Source organism: Nakamurella leprariae, from assembly GCF_016918035.1.
Lineage (GTDB): Bacteria > Actinomycetota > Actinomycetes > Mycobacteriales > Nakamurellaceae > Nakamurella > Nakamurella leprariae.
This window is the reverse complement of record NZ_JAERWK010000027.1, coordinates 1-14,977: the sequence shown is the minus strand read 5'-3', so window position 1 is coordinate 14,977 and position 14,977 is coordinate 1. Positions and strand designations below refer to the sequence as shown.

The 14,977-nt window shown below is 74.1% G+C and carries 10 protein-coding genes; 6 read left to right on the top strand and 4 right to left on the bottom strand.

The genetic code is table 11. The annotated features are described in order from the left end of the window. Positions 1–140 precede the first annotated feature (140 nt). Entirely contained in the window at positions 141–2,090 is a 1,950-nt protein-coding gene (locus JL106_RS19360) for a CYTH domain-containing protein (RefSeq protein WP_205262416.1), read from the bottom strand. A gap of 357 nt (positions 2,091–2,447) precedes the next feature. Here JL106_RS19360 and clpB point away from each other — a divergent pair, with 357 nt between their 5' ends. From clpB to JL106_RS19340, 4 genes are all read left to right on the top strand, one after another. Continuing rightward, positions 2,448–5,117: an ATP-dependent chaperone ClpB gene (gene clpB, locus JL106_RS19355; RefSeq protein WP_205262467.1), complete on the top strand. Its 2,670-nt coding sequence runs from the start codon at positions 2,448–2,450 to the stop codon at positions 5,115–5,117. Positions 5,118–5,324: 207 nt separating this feature from the next. Then, positions 5,325–8,201, top strand: coding sequence for an FAD-binding and (Fe-S)-binding domain-containing protein (locus JL106_RS19350; protein ID WP_205262415.1), 2,877 nt, complete (start codon positions 5,325–5,327; stop codon positions 8,199–8,201). Then, a complete protein-coding gene (locus tag JL106_RS19345) occupies positions 8,198–9,208 on the top strand; it encodes a 2-hydroxyacid dehydrogenase (protein WP_328842596.1) in 1,011 nt (336 codons plus the stop codon). Before JL106_RS19350 ends, JL106_RS19345 begins: the two co-directional genes overlap by 4 nt. A 17-nt stretch (positions 9,209–9,225) precedes the next feature. Next, positions 9,226–10,023, top strand: coding sequence for an SDR family NAD(P)-dependent oxidoreductase (locus tag JL106_RS19340; protein WP_205262414.1), 798 nt, complete (start codon positions 9,226–9,228; stop codon positions 10,021–10,023). Positions 10,024–10,027: 4 nt separating this feature from the next. On the opposite strand, the gene JL106_RS19335 is transcribed toward JL106_RS19340, so the two are convergent. Continuing rightward, positions 10,028–10,879 (bottom strand): SDR family NAD(P)-dependent oxidoreductase, encoded by an 852-nt coding sequence (locus tag JL106_RS19335; RefSeq protein WP_205262413.1) that lies wholly within the window; start codon positions 10,877–10,879, stop codon positions 10,028–10,030. 165 nt (positions 10,880–11,044) lie between these two features. Here JL106_RS19335 and JL106_RS19330 point away from each other — a divergent pair, with 165 nt between their 5' ends. After that, positions 11,045–11,938: a helix-turn-helix transcriptional regulator gene (locus JL106_RS19330; protein WP_205262412.1), complete on the top strand. Its 894-nt coding sequence runs from the start codon at positions 11,045–11,047 to the stop codon at positions 11,936–11,938. Positions 11,939–11,960: 22 nt separating this feature from the next. On the opposite strand, the gene JL106_RS19325 is transcribed toward JL106_RS19330, so the two are convergent. Both JL106_RS19325 and JL106_RS19320 read right to left on the bottom strand, forming a co-directional pair. Further along, positions 11,961–13,040 (bottom strand): alpha/beta hydrolase, encoded by a 1,080-nt coding sequence (locus JL106_RS19325; protein WP_205262411.1) that lies wholly within the window; start codon positions 13,038–13,040, stop codon positions 11,961–11,963. A 79-nt stretch (positions 13,041–13,119) separates the two neighbouring features. Beyond that, positions 13,120–13,929: an Fpg/Nei family DNA glycosylase gene (locus JL106_RS19320; RefSeq protein WP_205262410.1), complete on the bottom strand. Its 810-nt coding sequence runs from the start codon at positions 13,927–13,929 to the stop codon at positions 13,120–13,122. A 53-nt stretch (positions 13,930–13,982) separates the two neighbouring features. Here JL106_RS19320 and JL106_RS19315 point away from each other — a divergent pair, with 53 nt between their 5' ends. Then, positions 13,983–14,822, top strand: a complete 840-nt coding sequence (locus JL106_RS19315) for an enoyl-CoA hydratase/isomerase family protein (RefSeq protein WP_205262409.1) — start codon at positions 13,983–13,985, stop codon at positions 14,820–14,822. Positions 14,823–14,977: the final 155 nt, after the last annotated feature.

The following is a 14,977-nucleotide window of genomic DNA, read 5'->3' as shown; positions in this document are numbered from 1 at the left end:
GACGATGGCACGGGCGGCACGCGCTGACCGAGCCCACCGAGGAGACGTGCGCACGGATCGTCGAGCTGACCCGCCGGGCCGCCGGCTGACCGATCCCGCGGCGGTGCCGGGCTCCGTCAGTGCGGCGGAGCACGGCCGGATCAGTGCGCCGCGGCCAGTCTCGCGGTGAGCGCCGCGTCCAGCACCCGGTGCCAGGCGTCGCGCAGGTCGTCGGCGGCACCGAGCGCGAAGGCTTCCTCGAAGGCGTGCAACCGGCCCAGGACGAAGCCCGCCGCGCCATCGGCGGCCGGCCGCAACGCCAGTTCGGCCAGCAGCACCCCGGTCCGCCGGGTGGCCAGGTACTCCTCGGCCGACTCCTCGATCTCCTCCACGCCGGCGGCCAGCACGGCCGCGTCATCACCCAGCGGCTCGACGACCGCCTCGAGCGCGGCCCGGACGACTGCGGCGGCGTCCGCCAGTCGCTGCACGGCGACCGGCTGCGTCGCCTCCGGCCTGTGGCCGTCGATCCCGGCGGCGTGCACCGCGTCGGTCAGTCCGGCGAAGACGGCCGCGACCCCGGCGACCACGTCGTCCGCGGTCAGCGGGCCGCGCGCGTCACCACCGTCCGGTCGCGGGACCAGCAGGTCGTCGATCGCCCGGAACGAGGTGAACAGCGCCGGATCGTCCAGCGCGCGGGTCAGTTCGGCCACCGGATCGACCGCGTCGGCGGTGCTGGAGCGGTCAACCGGACGCGCCGGATCGAGCGGCGCCGGATCCATCAGGGCGGCATCGAGGGTCGCGGGATTGAGCAGGGTGGGATCGAGCAGGGTGGGATCGAGCAGGGTGGGATCCGGTTCCGGAGCGAGCAGCTCGGGATCGAGCAGGGTCCGGGCCCGGCCGGCGTACGGCTCGGGTTCGTCGGCGAGCTGACGTGACACCCGGGCGAGGGCCTCCTGGCGGCGCAGCAGCGCGGTGCCGGCGCGGCCCACCTCCCGGATGCCGGCATCGATCGCCGCGTCGATCGCGGCGCCGGTCGCGGACAGGTCGGCGCCGCCGGCCCGAGCCGGTGCCGTCGGCCCGCCGAGCAACGGACCGAACGCCAGCGCGACGCCGCGGCAGCGCCGGCCGGCGGTGAGCAGGTCCCGGACGGCGGTGAGGTGGTGGTGCCCGGGGAAACCCGGATGAGCGCCGGCCTCCACGTCGAGCAGGGCGATGCGGACGGCACGGTCCGCCACCACCAGGGCGTCCCGGTACCGGCGGAGTGTGGTCACCAGCTCGTCCCGGATGCGGTCCGGCGGGGTGCGATCGACCGCCGACCGGTCCTTGCCGCTCCTGGCCCCGCTCTTGTCGCTGACCTTGTCCTTGCCCGAACGGGCTGCCTTCCCGGTCTTGCCGTCCTTGGTCTTCTTGCCGGGCTTGATCGGCTCGACGGGCGCCTCCAGGGCCCGGCGCAGCTTCGACACCGACGGTGACGGACGCGCGCCGGCCCCGGTCAGCACCGCGACGGTGGCGGCGAGCTGCTGGGTGGTCCCGGCGACCAGTTCGACCTCGAGCTCCCGCCACCGGCTGGGGCGCTGGCTGCCGGGCACCGGGGTGACCGTGTCCGCGTCCCAGTCGAAGGCGGACGCCGCCACCTCGTCCTCGGCCACCTCCACCAGCGTGCTCCCGTCGGCGTCCAGCAGCAGGTGGACGGTGCGACGGGTGCGCAACCGGGCGATCGGGCGCAGGTTCCGCCCGCGTGCGGTACCGCGCAGCACGGCGGCCATCCCCGGCGGCGGCACGGCGCCGGAGCCGGCGTCCGGGATCCGGTCGGCGCCGGACGGGTCGTCGAGCGGCCAGTGCAGTTCGGTGCGGCCGTCGCTGCCCGGAGCCGGAGGCAGCTTGACGTGCCATCCGGCGTCCGGCCCGCCGGTCCGTCGGCGTGCGGTCGCGCGCGCCGCCAGCAGGTCGAAGCGGTCCGTGTCGAAGTACCAGGCGTCCAGCTCGCGGACCGACGGCTCGGCGACCGACGCCACGCCCACCCGCCGGAGGCCCTCGCTGCCCGTCAGCAGGCCGGCCACCGGCAGGGTCGCGCCGTCGTCCGGACCCGGTAGTTCCAGCTTGGTCTCCACCTCGAGCGCGCGTACGGGTACAGCGGATCCGGTCGGTTCCGGGCCGGATCGTGCGGCGCGGGCGACGAGGCGGTCCGACGGCATGGGGGAGCTGCTCCTTCGGGGATGGTTCCGACTGACGACGGCGTGACGCCGGAGGGCACGGCGCCCCTGCGGTCGGTCTGGCGCGCCTGGTCGCCGTTGGCTCCGGCGCACCCACCCAGCCTTCCACCTCGGACCCCGATCCGGCAGACTTGAGCGGAATAGACTCAACTTGACGGCGTTGAACCGAGCAGACGGCCGGTCGACGGGTCTTCCCGGACGACCGCCACCCATCAGCCCACCGGGGCCACACCAGCCATGAGCGAGAAAGAGACCATGAACACGGAGATCCTCACCACCAAGAGCCGCGAGGTGCTCTCCGCGGCCATCACCGCCGCGACCACGGCGGGGAACGCGACCGTCGAGCCGCCACACCTGCTCGCGGCGTTGTTGATCACGGACGGATCGACCGCGCCGGGGTTGCTGCGCGCCGTGGGCGCCGACCCGGCCCAGATCCAGGCCCGGGTGCAGGCGCTGCTGCAGCGGCTGCCGGGCGCCAGTGGCAGCACCGTCGCCCAGCCGCAGCTGTCGCGTGCGGTCGCCAACGTGCTGACCGGCGCCGAGTCGATCATGCGGTCCTCCGGCGACGAGTTCCTGTCCACCGAGCACCTGCTGGCCGCGCTGGCCCGCCCCGGCACCGATGTGGGTGACCTGCTGACCGCCGCCGGGGCGACCACCGATGCGCTCGTCGAGGCGTTCCCGGTGGTGCGCGGCGGTGACCGCAAGATCACCAGTGCGGACCCCGAGGGCACCTTCCAGGCGCTGGAGAAGTACGGCGTCGACCTGACCGAGCGGGCCCGCGAGGGCAAGATCGACCCGGTCATCGGGCGTGACTCGGAGATCCGCCGGGTGGTCCAGGTGCTGTCCCGCCGGACCAAGAACAACCCGGTGCTGATCGGCGAGCCCGGCGTCGGCAAGACTGCCGTGGTCGAGGGTCTCGCCCAGCGCATCGTGGCCGGGGACGTCCCGGAGTCGCTGCGCAACAAGAAGCTGGTCAGCCTGGACCTGGGCGCGATGATCGCCGGCGCGAAGTACCGCGGCGAGTTCGAGGAGCGCCTCAAGGCGGTCCTGGAGGAGATCAAGGGTTCCGAGGGTCAGGTCGTCACCTTCATCGACGAGCTGCACACGGTGGTCGGTGCCGGCGCGACCGGCGAGGGAGCGATGGACGCCGGCAACATGCTCAAGCCGATGTTGGCCCGCGGCGAGCTGCGGATGGTCGGCGCGACCACGCTGGACGAGTACCGCGAGCACATCGAGAAGGATCCGGCCCTGGAGCGCCGGTTCCAGCAGGTGTTCGTGGGCGAGCCCAGTGTCGAGGACACCGTCGGCATCCTGCGCGGCATCAAGGAGCGGTACGAGGCGCACCACGGCGTGCGCATCGCCGACAGCGCCCTGGTCGCCGCGGCCACCCTGTCCGACCGCTACATCACCAGCCGCTTCCTGCCCGACAAGGCGATCGACCTGATCGACGAGGCGGCGTCCCGACTGCGTATGGAGATCGACTCGCGTCCGGTCGAGATCGACGAACTACAGCGTGCGGTCGACCGGCTCAAGCTGGAGGAACTGGCGCTGGCCAAGGAGTCGGACCCCGCCTCGGTCGACCGGCTGGCCCGGCTGCGCCGCGACCTGGCCGACAGGCAGGAGTCGCTCGGCGCGCTGAACGAGCGGTGGGAGCGGGAGAAGTCCGGGCTCAACCGGGTCGGCGAGCTCAAGAAGGAGCTCGACGAGGTCCGCATGCAGGCCGAGCGGGCGCAGCGCGAAGGTGACCTGGCCAAGGCGTCCGAGCTGCTGTACGGCCGGATCCCCGCCCTGGAGCGGGAACTCGCCGACGCCTCGGCGTCGGAGGACGCGAGCACGGCCGACGGAGCGCCCATGGTCAGCGAGGAGGTCGGCCCGGACGACATCGCCACGGTGATCTCGGCCTGGACGGGCATCCCGGCCGGCCGGCTGCTGGAGGGCGAGACCGCCAAGCTGCTGCGGATGGAGGCCGAACTGGGCCGTCGCGTGGTCGGGCAGGCGCAGGCCGTCCAGGCCGTCTCTGACGCGGTACGGCGGGCCCGGGCCGGCATCTCCGACCCGGACCGGCCCACCGGTTCGTTCCTGTTCCTGGGGCCGACCGGCGTCGGCAAGACCGAGCTGGCCAAGGCGCTGGCCGACTTCCTGTTCGACGACGCCCGGGCCATGGTCCGTATCGACATGAGCGAGTACGCCGAGAAGCACGCGGTGGCACGGCTGGTCGGTGCGCCGCCCGGGTACGTGGGGTACGAGGAGGGCGGTCAGCTGACTGAGGCGGTCCGGCGCCGGCCGTACTCCGTGGTGCTGCTGGACGAGGTGGAGAAGGCCCACCCGGACGTCTTCGACATCCTGCTGCAGGTGCTCGACGACGGCCGGCTCACCGACGGCCAGGGCCGCACGGTCGACTTCCGCAACACCATCCTGATCCTGACCTCCAACCTGGGCAGCCAGGCGTTGATCAACGACTCGCTGTCCGAGCAGGATCGGCGGGACGCGGTGATGAACGTGGTGCGGATGTCGTTCAAGCCGGAGTTCCTGAATCGGCTGGACGACGTGGTGTTCTTCTCGGCGCTGTCCACCCAGGAGCTCGAGTCGATCGTCGACATCCAGATCGCCGGGCTGGCCAAGCGTCTGGCCGCCCGCCGGCTCACCCTGGAGGTGACCCCGGCCGCGCGGGAGTGGTTGGCGCTGAACGGCTTCGACCCGCTGTACGGGGCCCGGCCGCTGCGCCGGCTGATCCAGTCGGCCATCGGCGACCAGCTGGCCAAGGAGCTGCTGGCCGGTCAGGTGCTGGACGGCCAGACCGTCCGGGTGGACGTCGGCGCGGTCGACGGCACGGACGCCACTGCGCTCGTGGTGGGTCCGGTCGAGGCCGCCGACCCGGTCGGTGCCGACCTCGACGGGCACGGTCCGCGGCCGGTCACCGTCTGACGACCGGGTTCGGGTCCCGGGCGCTGACCCGGTGAAGACCAGCGGCCGCCCCGCCGGATGACCGGTGGGGCGGCCGCTGCGCTGCTTCCCGGCAGTTGCCGTTGATCATCGCCGACGGCGGCGCGGTCGGCCAGGGACCATGGTCCCGCCGCGCGTCGCCGGAGCGTCGGGTTCGCGCCGACGGCACCGATGGGGGACGGTGCTCCCATGCAGGCGCACCCGCTCCCCACCCGGCGCGACCGTGCCGTCGACCCGGCCGCGGAGCCGGCCGCCGCCGCCGATCTGGCCGACCAGCTGCGCCGGGCCGGCCTCGCGGTGGACTCCTCGTCGCTGGCCCGGGCGCTGTACTCCTCCGACGCCAGCCTGTACCGGGTGGTGCCGCAGGTCGTCGTGCAGGCGTCGGTGCCGGACGAGCTGGTCGCCGCGGTGCAGGTGGCCCGGTCGGCCGGCACCTCGGTGACCCTGCGCGGCGCCGGGACCAGCATCGCCGGGAACGCGGTCGGGCCGGGCGTCGTGATCGACACCCGCGGTCTGGCACGGATCCTCGAGATCGACCCGGTCGCCCGGACCGCCCGCGTCGAGCCGGGCGTGGTGCACGCCGACCTGCAACGCGCGGCTGCGGTGCACGGCCTGCGCTTCGGTCCCGACCCGTCGACGCACACCCGCTGCACCATCGGCGGCATGATCGGCAACAACGCCTGCGGCTCCCGCGCGCTGGGCTACGGGCGGACGGCCGACAACGTCGAGGCCCTGCGGGTGGTCTACGGCAACGGTGAGATCGCCGCGCTGGCCGACGGAGTCGCGGACGGCCCGACGGCGACGCGGCTCGCGGCGATCGGGGACGCGAACCTGGCGCACCTGCGGACCGTGTTCGGCCGGTTCGGTCGGCAGATCAGCGGGTACAGCCTCGAGCACCTGCTGCCGGAACGGCGCCGGATCGAGCGGTTCCTGGTGGGCAGCGAGGGGACCCTGGCCGTCGTGCTGGAGGCGACGGTGCGGCTGGTCCAGGACGCCCCGGGCCGGCGGCTGCTGGTGCTCGGCTATCCCGGCATGGCCGAGGCCGCCGACGCCGTCCCCACCCTGCTGGCCACCGCCGCCGGCCGGCTCATCGCCTGCGAGGGCATGGACGCCCGCATCGTGGACCTGGTGCGGGCCAAGGGCACTGCCCTGCCGGACCTGCCGCGCGGCGCGGGCTGGCTGTTCGCCGAGGTCGCCGGTGAGGACTCGACCGACGTGCTGCGCCGGCTGGCCGCGGCGAGCGGCGCGCTGGACACCCGGCTCATCAGCGACGCCCGGGAGGCCGCCGCGCTCTGGCGCATCCGCGAGGACGGCGCCGGCCTGGCCGGCCGGTCGCTGGCCGAACCCGCCCACAGCGGCTGGGAGGACGCGGCGGTGCCGCCGGAGCGGCTCGGCGCCTGGCTCCGTGACTTCGACGAGCTGCTCGACGCGCACGGTCTGCACGGCGTCCCGTACGGGCACTTCGGGGACGGTTGCGTGCACTGCCGCATCGACTTCCCGTTCCGCGCGGGTGATCCCGCGTCCGGAGGCCGGTTCCGGGAGTTCATGACCGCGTGTGCGACCCGGCTGCGCGAGTACGGCGGGTCGCTGTCCGGCGAGCACGGTGACGGGCGGGTCCGCAGCGAGCTGCTGCCGCTGATGTACGACGGGACCTCGATCGCGCTGTTCGCCGCGGTCAAGGCCGTCTGCGATCCCGACGGTGTGCTCAACCCCGGCATCATCGCCGACCCGGTCCCGATCACCGACGACCTGCGCCCGACCCGGCCCCGGGCCGCCGTCCGACCGGGACTGCGGCTGCTGCACGACCACGGTGACCTCGGCGCCGCGGTGCACCGGTGCACCGGCGTCGGCAAGTGCGTGGCCCCCCGGACGATCGGGGTGATGTGCCCGTCCTACCTGGCCACCCGGCAGGAGCGGGACTCCACCCGGGGTCGCGCCCGGGTGCTGCAGGAGGCACTGGACGGGGAGCTGGTCCACGGACTGGCCGATCCCGCCGTGGTGGAGGCCGTCGACCTGTGCCTGTCCTGCAAGGGCTGCTCGACGGACTGCCCGAGCGGGGTGGACATGGCCACCTACAAGAGCGAGGCGCTGCACCAGCGGCACGACGTGCAGGGCGTCCGGCGCCCGCGGTCGCACCGGCTGCTCGGCCGGCTGCCCCGATGGGCCCGGCTCGGGGCGCCGCTGGCCCCGGTCACCGACCGGGCGCTGCGGATCCCGCCGGTCGCACGGGTGGCCAAGTGGGTGGCCGGCATCGACCAGCGACGGTCGGTGCCGCAGTTCGCCCGCCGTACGCTGCGCCGGTCGGCCGGTCGTGCGACCCGGGCGAGCGCGACCCCGGACGTGTGGCTGTGGGCCGACTCGTTCACCGACCACTTCTTCCCGGGCTCCGGACTCGCCGCCATCTCCTGGCTGGCGGGTCACGGGCTGACCGCCCGGGTCATCCCGGAGTCCGCGTGCTGCGGGCTCACCTGGATCACCACCGGGCAGCTCGACGCGGCCCGGACCATCGTCGGGCGGGCCGTCCGCACGCTGGCGCCGTACGTGGCCAGTGGTGTCCCGGTGATCGGGCTGGAGCCGTCCTGCCTGGCCACCATGCGCAGCGACGCCCGGGAACTGTCCGACACCGACGAGGCCGAGCTGGTGGCCGGCGGGATGCTCAGCTTCGCCGAGCTGGTGACCCGGCTGGACCTGCCGCTGCCCGACCTGACCGGGGTGGAGATCGTCGCCCAGCCGCACTGCCACCAGCGGGCCGTGTTCGGCTGGGAGACCGACCACGAGCTGCTCCGCCGGGCCGGAGCGACCGTCACCGAGGTGGCCGGGTGCTGCGGCCTGGCCGGCAACTTCGGGGTCGAGCGGGGGCACTACGAGGTCAGCGTCGCCGTCGCCGAGACGCACCTGCTGCCGGCGGTGCGGACCCATCCCGACGCCGTCCTGCTCGCCGACGGCATGTCCTGCCGGGTCCAGCTCGACGACCTGGCCGGCGCGCCGACCCGGCACCTGGCCGAGCTGTTCGCCGAGCGGGCCGGCACGGCGCCCCGCACCACCTCCGGCACGATGCTCGGGTGAGCGACCCCCGCCCGACCGACCCGACCGACCCGACCGGGCACCTGTACCTGGCCCGCGCCCTCACCGACCGGGCTGCGGCCGCGGTGGCCGACCTGGGCCGACCCGTCGTCGGCGGATCCGACGCGCCGCCGGACCGGGACGCCCTCCACGCGGGGCTGGCCGGGGCGGCCGCCGCCGTCGTCACGGTCACCGAGCGGGTCGACGCCGCCGCGCTGGACGCGGCCGGGCCGGCGCTGCGGGTGGTGGCCACCGTGTCGGTCGGCTTCGACCACATCGACGTCGCCGCCGCGGCCGAGCGCGGCGTCGTGGTGACCAACACCCCCGGCGTGCTCGACCGGGCCACCGCCGACCACGCCTTCGCGCTGGTCCTGGCCGTGTGCCGGCGGGTGGCCGAGGGCGACCGGCTGGTGCGCAGCGGGCAGCCGTGGGTGTGGGGGCCGCGGATGCTGGTCGGACTGGACGTCAGCGCCGGCGCCACGCTCGGCATCGTCGGCTACGGGCGGATCGGCCAGGCGGTGGCCCGCCGCGCCCGCGCCTTCGACATGACCGTGCTGGCCGCCTCGCCGTCCCGGCGGCCGGGCACCGAGCAGGACGGGGTCACCTTCGGCACGCTGGAGCAGGTGCTGGCCGACAGCGACGTCGTCTCGGTGCACACGCCGTTGACGCCGACCACCCGGCACCTCATCGACGCCGCGGCGCTGGCCACCATGCGACCCGGCGGGTACCTGGTGAACACCGCCCGCGGCGGGGTCGTCGACGAGGACGCGCTCGTCGACGCGCTGCGCAGCGGCAGGCTCCGCGGCGCCGCGCTGGACGTCTTCGTCGGCGAGCCGCGGGTCGACCCGCGGCTCCTCGAGTTCGACCAGGTGGTGCTGACCCCGCACACCGCCAGCGCCGGCGAGGCCACCCGGGACGCGATGGGTCTGCTCGCGGTGCGGAACGTGGCCGATGTGCTGGCCGGCCGGGCCGCGCCCACCCCGGTGCCCGGCTCGCCTGCCGGCGGGTGACCCGTACGGTCGGGTCCATGACACCGCCCCCGCCGCCTGCATCGAACGCCCTGGTGACCGGGGCCACGTCCGGCATCGGTGCCGCCTTCGCCCGGAACCTGGCCGCCCGGGGCACCGCACTGGTCCTGGTCGCCCGCGACGAGGACGCCCTGGCCGAACGTCGCGCCGAGCTGCTGGCCGCCGGGGCGCCGTCGGTCGAACTGCTGTCGGCCGACCTGGCCACGGAGCAGGGGAGGGACACGGTGGCCGACCGGCTGCGGGACGCCGGCGCGCCGATCGACCTGCTGGTCAACAACGCGGGCCTGACCACCGGGCAGGACTTCCCGGAGGCCGACCTGGACGCACTGCACGGACAGCTCGCGGTGAACGTGGTCGCCGTCCTCGACCTCACCCACGCCGCGCTGCCGGCCATGCTGGCCCGCGGGTCGGGAGCGATCGTGAACGTGGCGTCCGTGGCCGGGCTGGTGCCGGGCCGCGGCTCGACCTACTCGGCCGACAAGGCGTGGGTGATCTCGTTCACCGAGGGTCTGGCCACGGCGGTGCGCGGCCGCGGCGTCCGGCTGCTCGCGCTGTGCCCGGGGTTCGTCCGCACCGACTTCCACCGGCGGGCCGGGATCGACATGAGCAGCACCCCGTCCTGGCTGTACGTCGACGCCGACCGGCTGGTCCGTGACTGCCTGGCCGACCTGGACCGGGCCCGCATCCTGTCCGTGCCGACCGCGTTCTACAGGGTGCTCACCACCGCGGCCCGGCTGGCGCCGCGATCGTTGGTCCGGTCCATCGCGGCGAAGGTGAACTCGGCCGGCCGGACCTGACCACTCAACGGTCCCGGTCCGTGGTCAGGGCCAGCTCCCGGCCGGCAGCGATGTCGGCGGCGAGCGTGTCGACCTTGGCGGCCGCGAAGCCTGACGAGTCCGACCCCAACTGCTGCCGCAGCGGACCGGTGTCCTGCCGGGCGATGCTCAGGAACGCAGCGGCGGCCCGGGCCGGATCGCCCAGTTGCGTCCCGGGCATGGCCAGGTGCGCGGTCACCATCTCCCGGATCGCCGGGTACGCGTCGGTGGTCGCCTCCGGCAGCGCGAGCGAGCTGGTGAGGAAGTCGGTGTCGAAGTAGCCGGGCTCCACGATGGTGGTGCGGATGCCGTGCCCGGCGACCTCGGCGGCGAGCGACTCGGTCAGCCCCTCCAGGGCGTACTTGGCCGCGCAGTACAACGCCCACCCCGGGAAGGCGACCAACCCGAGGATCGACGAGACGTTCATGATGTGACCGGTTCCCGCCGCCCGCATGCCGGGCAGCACGGCTCGCAGCACGTTCCAGGTCCCGGTGATCTGCACGTCGAACATGGCGCGGATGTCGGCGTCGGTGGTCTCCTCGACCGCGCCCAGGTAGCCGTACCCGGCGTTGTTGACGACGACATCGATCGAGCCGAAGCGAGTCTCGGCCTCGGCGACGGCCCGGGCGACGTCGGCCTGGTCGGTGAGCCGGACCTCGAGCGGCAGCAGCGCGGAGGTGTCCACGGCGCCGAGCCCACCGAGCAGTCGCTCGGTCGACCGGGTCGTCGCGGCCACGTTGACGCCGACGTCGAGCAGCGTCCGGACCAGCTGCAGGCCCAGCCCGCGGGAAGCGCCGGTGACGAACCAGGTGGCGGGACGCTCAGTGGGGTAGGTCATGACGAGATCCGTTCTGCGAGCGGCAATGTGGTCTCCTGGAAACCCGAGGAGGTGATCCCAGCCTGCCGGTCCGCGGACCGTCGTGGGGTCACACAGCCGGCCCGCCGCAACCTGGGACGCAGCGACCCAGGCAGCCGGTGGGCGTGGTGCCCGACAATGATCGGCGTGGCCGAACGGAACCAGGAACTGGCGGACTTCCTCCGTCGTGCTCGCAGCCAGGTCGACCCGGACCGGACCGGGCTGCCGGCCGACGGGCGGGTCCGCCGCGTCCCCGGGCTCCGGCGCGAGGAGGTGGCCCAGCTGGCGCAGGTGTCGTCGGACTACTACACGCGGCTGGAACAGGGCCGGCCGATCACTCCGTCACCGGTGATCGTCGACGCCATCGCCCGCGCCCTGGAACTCGGTCCGGCCGGTCACGAGCACCTGCGGCACCTGATCGGCCGGACCGGACGGGACCGGCAACCGCGTCGCGCGCCGGCACAGCGGCCCCGGCCCGGGCTGCTGCAGCTGATGGACACCCTCGACGGTGTCCCGGCGCTGCTGCTGGGCCGGCGGACCGACGTGCTGGCCGCCAATCGCATGGCCCGCGCCCTGCTGACCGATTTCGCGACCATGCCGGCCAGGGACCGGAACTACGCCCGGTGGATGTTCCTGGCCCCGGACACCCGTGAGCTGCTGACCGACTGGGCGGACCAGGCTCGGGTGGTGGTGGAGAACCTCCGGCTCGAAGCCGGCCGCGATCCGCTGGACGCCGCCACGCAGACGTTGGTCGGCGAGCTCACCATCGCCAGCCCCGAGTTCGCCGCGTGGTGGCAGGAACACCGGGTGTTCCAGCGGACGTGGGGCGACAAGCGGTTCCACCACCCGATCGTCGGTGACCTCACCCTGCAGTACGAGTCGTTGACCCTGCCCGGGGACGACGACCAGACGCTGTTCCTCTACACCGCGCGAGCGGGCACCGTGGACCGCGAGTCGCTCGATCTGCTGGCCAGCTGGTCGTTGACCGCACACGCCGGGGAGCCAGGACCGACCGCTCGACCGGCACGGGAGTCCCGCTGAGCCGACAGCTGCCGCCCCAGGGTCAGCTCACGCCGTCCAGGTGCTCGGCGACCAGCGCGACGAACTCGTCGGTGCGCTCGATGTGCGGGGAGTGCCCGACGCCGGCGATGACGGCCTCGCGGGCGTGGCCGCCACCGGCCACGTACGCCTGCAGCACCGACCGGGTCTGCGCGATCATCGGCTGCGGCGGCAGCACGGTCGCGCCCGGGTAGCCCGGCACCGCGCCCAGGGCGCCCAGCTGGGCCAGATCGAACATCGAGGTGTCCGAGACGATCTGGTCCAGCTCGCCACGGATCCACAGCAGCGGCGGCTTCGGGTCGATGTCCGCGATGCCCGACAGGTCCAGGTGGGTCGGCGCCATGGTGTTCAGCACGCCGAGGCGGCCCGGCGCCACGCCCGGCCAGTGGTCCGACGGCGCCGAGTCGCCGGGGTAGTTGTCCGGGCCGACGCTGGTGGACAGCATCGACGCGACGTACGCCTCCTCGTCCGCCCCGTCCCAGCCGGGGGCCACGTAGAACGCTCGCAGCACGCTGCGCACCGAGCTCGGGTTCTCGTCGGCCACGGCCTCGCCGGACAGCGCGGCCACGAAATCGGCGTTCACCGTGCCGCCGCCCGACCCGGCGCCGTCCGGCGCGACCAGGGCGCCGTCCGTGCCGGTGGTGCCGCCGAAGCCGTACGGCGACACCGGGTTGATCAGCACGGCCGACCGGACCCGGCTCGGGGCGTCCAGCATCACCTGCATGACCACACCGCCGCCCATCGACCAGCCCACCAGGTGGGCCCGATCCAGCGAGAGCGCGTCCAGGGTGGCGCGGACGTCGTCGGCGAAGTCGCGCAGCCCGCGGGTCGCGTCGACCGGCGCCGTGTCCGTGCCGCCGAAGCCGCGCAGATCGACGGCGATCGGGCGGTACTGGTCGGGCAGGGCCTGCATGGCCCGGAAGAAGAACGGCGAGGACGAGACGTTGCCGTGCACGAAGACCACCGGCCAGCCCGCCTCCCGGCCCTCGACCTCGCGGACGCAGACGGTGAGGCGCTCGGTCGGCACCATGCTCACGGTGATGCCGAGGTGGTGCGGGTGGTCGGACGGCAGGTCGGGCGACATGGCGGTCGGGTCCTCCGGATCGGCGCACAACGGGCACCCCGACGCTACCGGGCGGGCGCGGACGTGATGACGCGCACTGTCAGCGGTCGGGCCTGGGACCTGGTTGGCAGTGCGGGCACCACCAGGTCCGCCGCCGCTCCGGGTCGCCGGGCACCTCGGCCACCACCTGGATCGTCGTGCCGCAGCGTCGGCACGGTTCTCCGGCCCGGCCGGCGACCCAGTGCTGTTCGCCGGGGCGGGTGTTCCCGGTGGTCACCTGCATCGCCCCGGGTGTGGTGGCCGAGTACCGCAGCGCCCGGGCGGCCAGCTTCACCGTCGCGGCCAGGTCGACCTCGCCGACCGGGGTCCACGGGCTGTGCCCACGCAGGAAGCTGAGCTCGTTGACCCACAGGTTGCCCAGCCCGGCCAGGTTGCGCTGATCGAGCAGCGCGGCGACCAACGGCCGGGCCGGGTCCGCGGCGAGCCGGGCCACCCCCTCGAGCGAATCCCAGTCGGCCCGCAGCGGATCCGGCCCGAGGTGGCCGATGACGTCCGCCTCCCGCGCGGTGGGGACCAGCTCGACCACCGGCAACAGGATCCCGTACGCGGTCGTCCCGCTGGCCAGGGCGAGCAGCACCCGGACGTCGGGCAGCAGCCGGCGGGGGAGCTGCCGGCCGGGGCGGGTGATCGTCCAGGAGCCGGTCATCTTCAGGTGGGTGTGCAGGGTCAGCTCGCCCGACAGCCGGGTGAGCAGGTGCTTGCCGTGGGTGTCGTGCCCGAGGACGGTCAGCCCGGCCAGCCGGACGTCGGCCAGCGCCGCGACCCGCAGCTCGCCGCGGGTGATGGTGTGCCCGTCCAGCGCCGGCCGGAGTCGGCGCGCGAGCTGGAACACGGTGTCGCCTTCGGGCACACCGGCACTGTTCCCGCCGGGTGGATCTTCCAGCGCTCTGGCACAGTGATCACGTGGGCTCCGATGACGCAGCCGAAGAGGTTGCCAGTGCGCTGACCGTGTCCGTGGGCGCCGGGGTGGCAACGGTCGTCGTCGACGCCGGGCCGGTGAACCTGATGACGGTCCCCGTCTACCTGGAGCTGGCTGCGGTCATCGACCGGCTGGCCGCCGACGGCGACGTCCGGGTCGTGGTGTTCCGGTCGGCCAACCCGGAATGGTTCATCGCCCATTTCGACGTGGCCGCGATCCTCGAGTTCCCCTCCGAGCCGACCGCGCCGCCGACCGAGCTGAGCACGTACCACCTGATGTGCGAGAGCCTGCGGCGGATGCCCAAGGCGACCATCGCGGTGATCGAGGGCCGGGTCGGCGGCGGGGGCAGCGAGGTGGCGCTCAGCTGCGACATGCGCTTCGCCGGGCCGGACGCGGTGTTCAACCAGCCCGAGGTCGCGTTGGGGATCATCCCGGGCGGGACCGGGACGGTGCGCCTGCCGCGGTTGATCGGTCGGAGCCGGGCGCTCGAGGCGATCCTCGGCTGCGACGACATCGACGCCGTCACCGCCGAGCGCTGGGGGTGGGTCAACCGGGTGCTGCCGGCGGACGAGCTGGGTCCGTTCGTCGACCGGCTCGCCGCGCGCCTCGCATCCTTCCCGCCGCACGCCGTGGCGGCAGCCAAGGCCAGCGTGGTGCGGGCCGAGGTCGGCGTCGTCGAGGACCTGCTGGCCGAGTCCCATGCCTTCTCCGGGACGCTGGCCGATCCGTCGACCCGGGCGGCCATGACGAACTTCCTGGCCCGCGGCGGGCAGACGCCCGAGGGCGAGCGCCGGCTCGGCGAACTGGCGGCCGAGCTCGGCTGAGCAACCTATGAGGTTGAGGTCAAGTGCTGTGTTGGCTGGGTGATGGGTATGGGGGGTCGGCGGGGCGGCGTGTGCCTGCCTCGTTGGGTCGGCGGGGCGGCGTGTGCCTGCCTCGTTGATCAGGTTTGGTGTTGGACGGGGTCCTGGGCCCGTTC

What these genes read in the sequence shown, in the direction of transcription:
- clpB (WP_205262467.1), top strand. Translation starts at nt 2,448, where the DNA reads ATGAACACGGAGATCCTCACCACCAAGAGCCGCGAGGTGCTCTCCGCG.
- JL106_RS19350 (WP_205262415.1), top strand. Translation starts at nt 5,325, where the DNA reads ATGCAGGCGCACCCGCTCCCCACCCGGCGCGACCGTGCCGTCGACCCG.
- JL106_RS19340 (WP_205262414.1), top strand. Translation starts at nt 9,226, where the DNA reads ATGACACCGCCCCCGCCGCCTGCATCGAACGCCCTGGTGACCGGGGCC.
- JL106_RS19335 (WP_205262413.1), bottom strand. Translation starts at nt 10,879, where the DNA reads ATGACCTACCCCACTGAGCGTCCCGCCACCTGGTTCGTCACCGGCGCT.
- JL106_RS19325 (WP_205262411.1), bottom strand. Translation starts at nt 13,040, where the DNA reads ATGTCGCCCGACCTGCCGTCCGACCACCCGCACCACCTCGGCATCACC.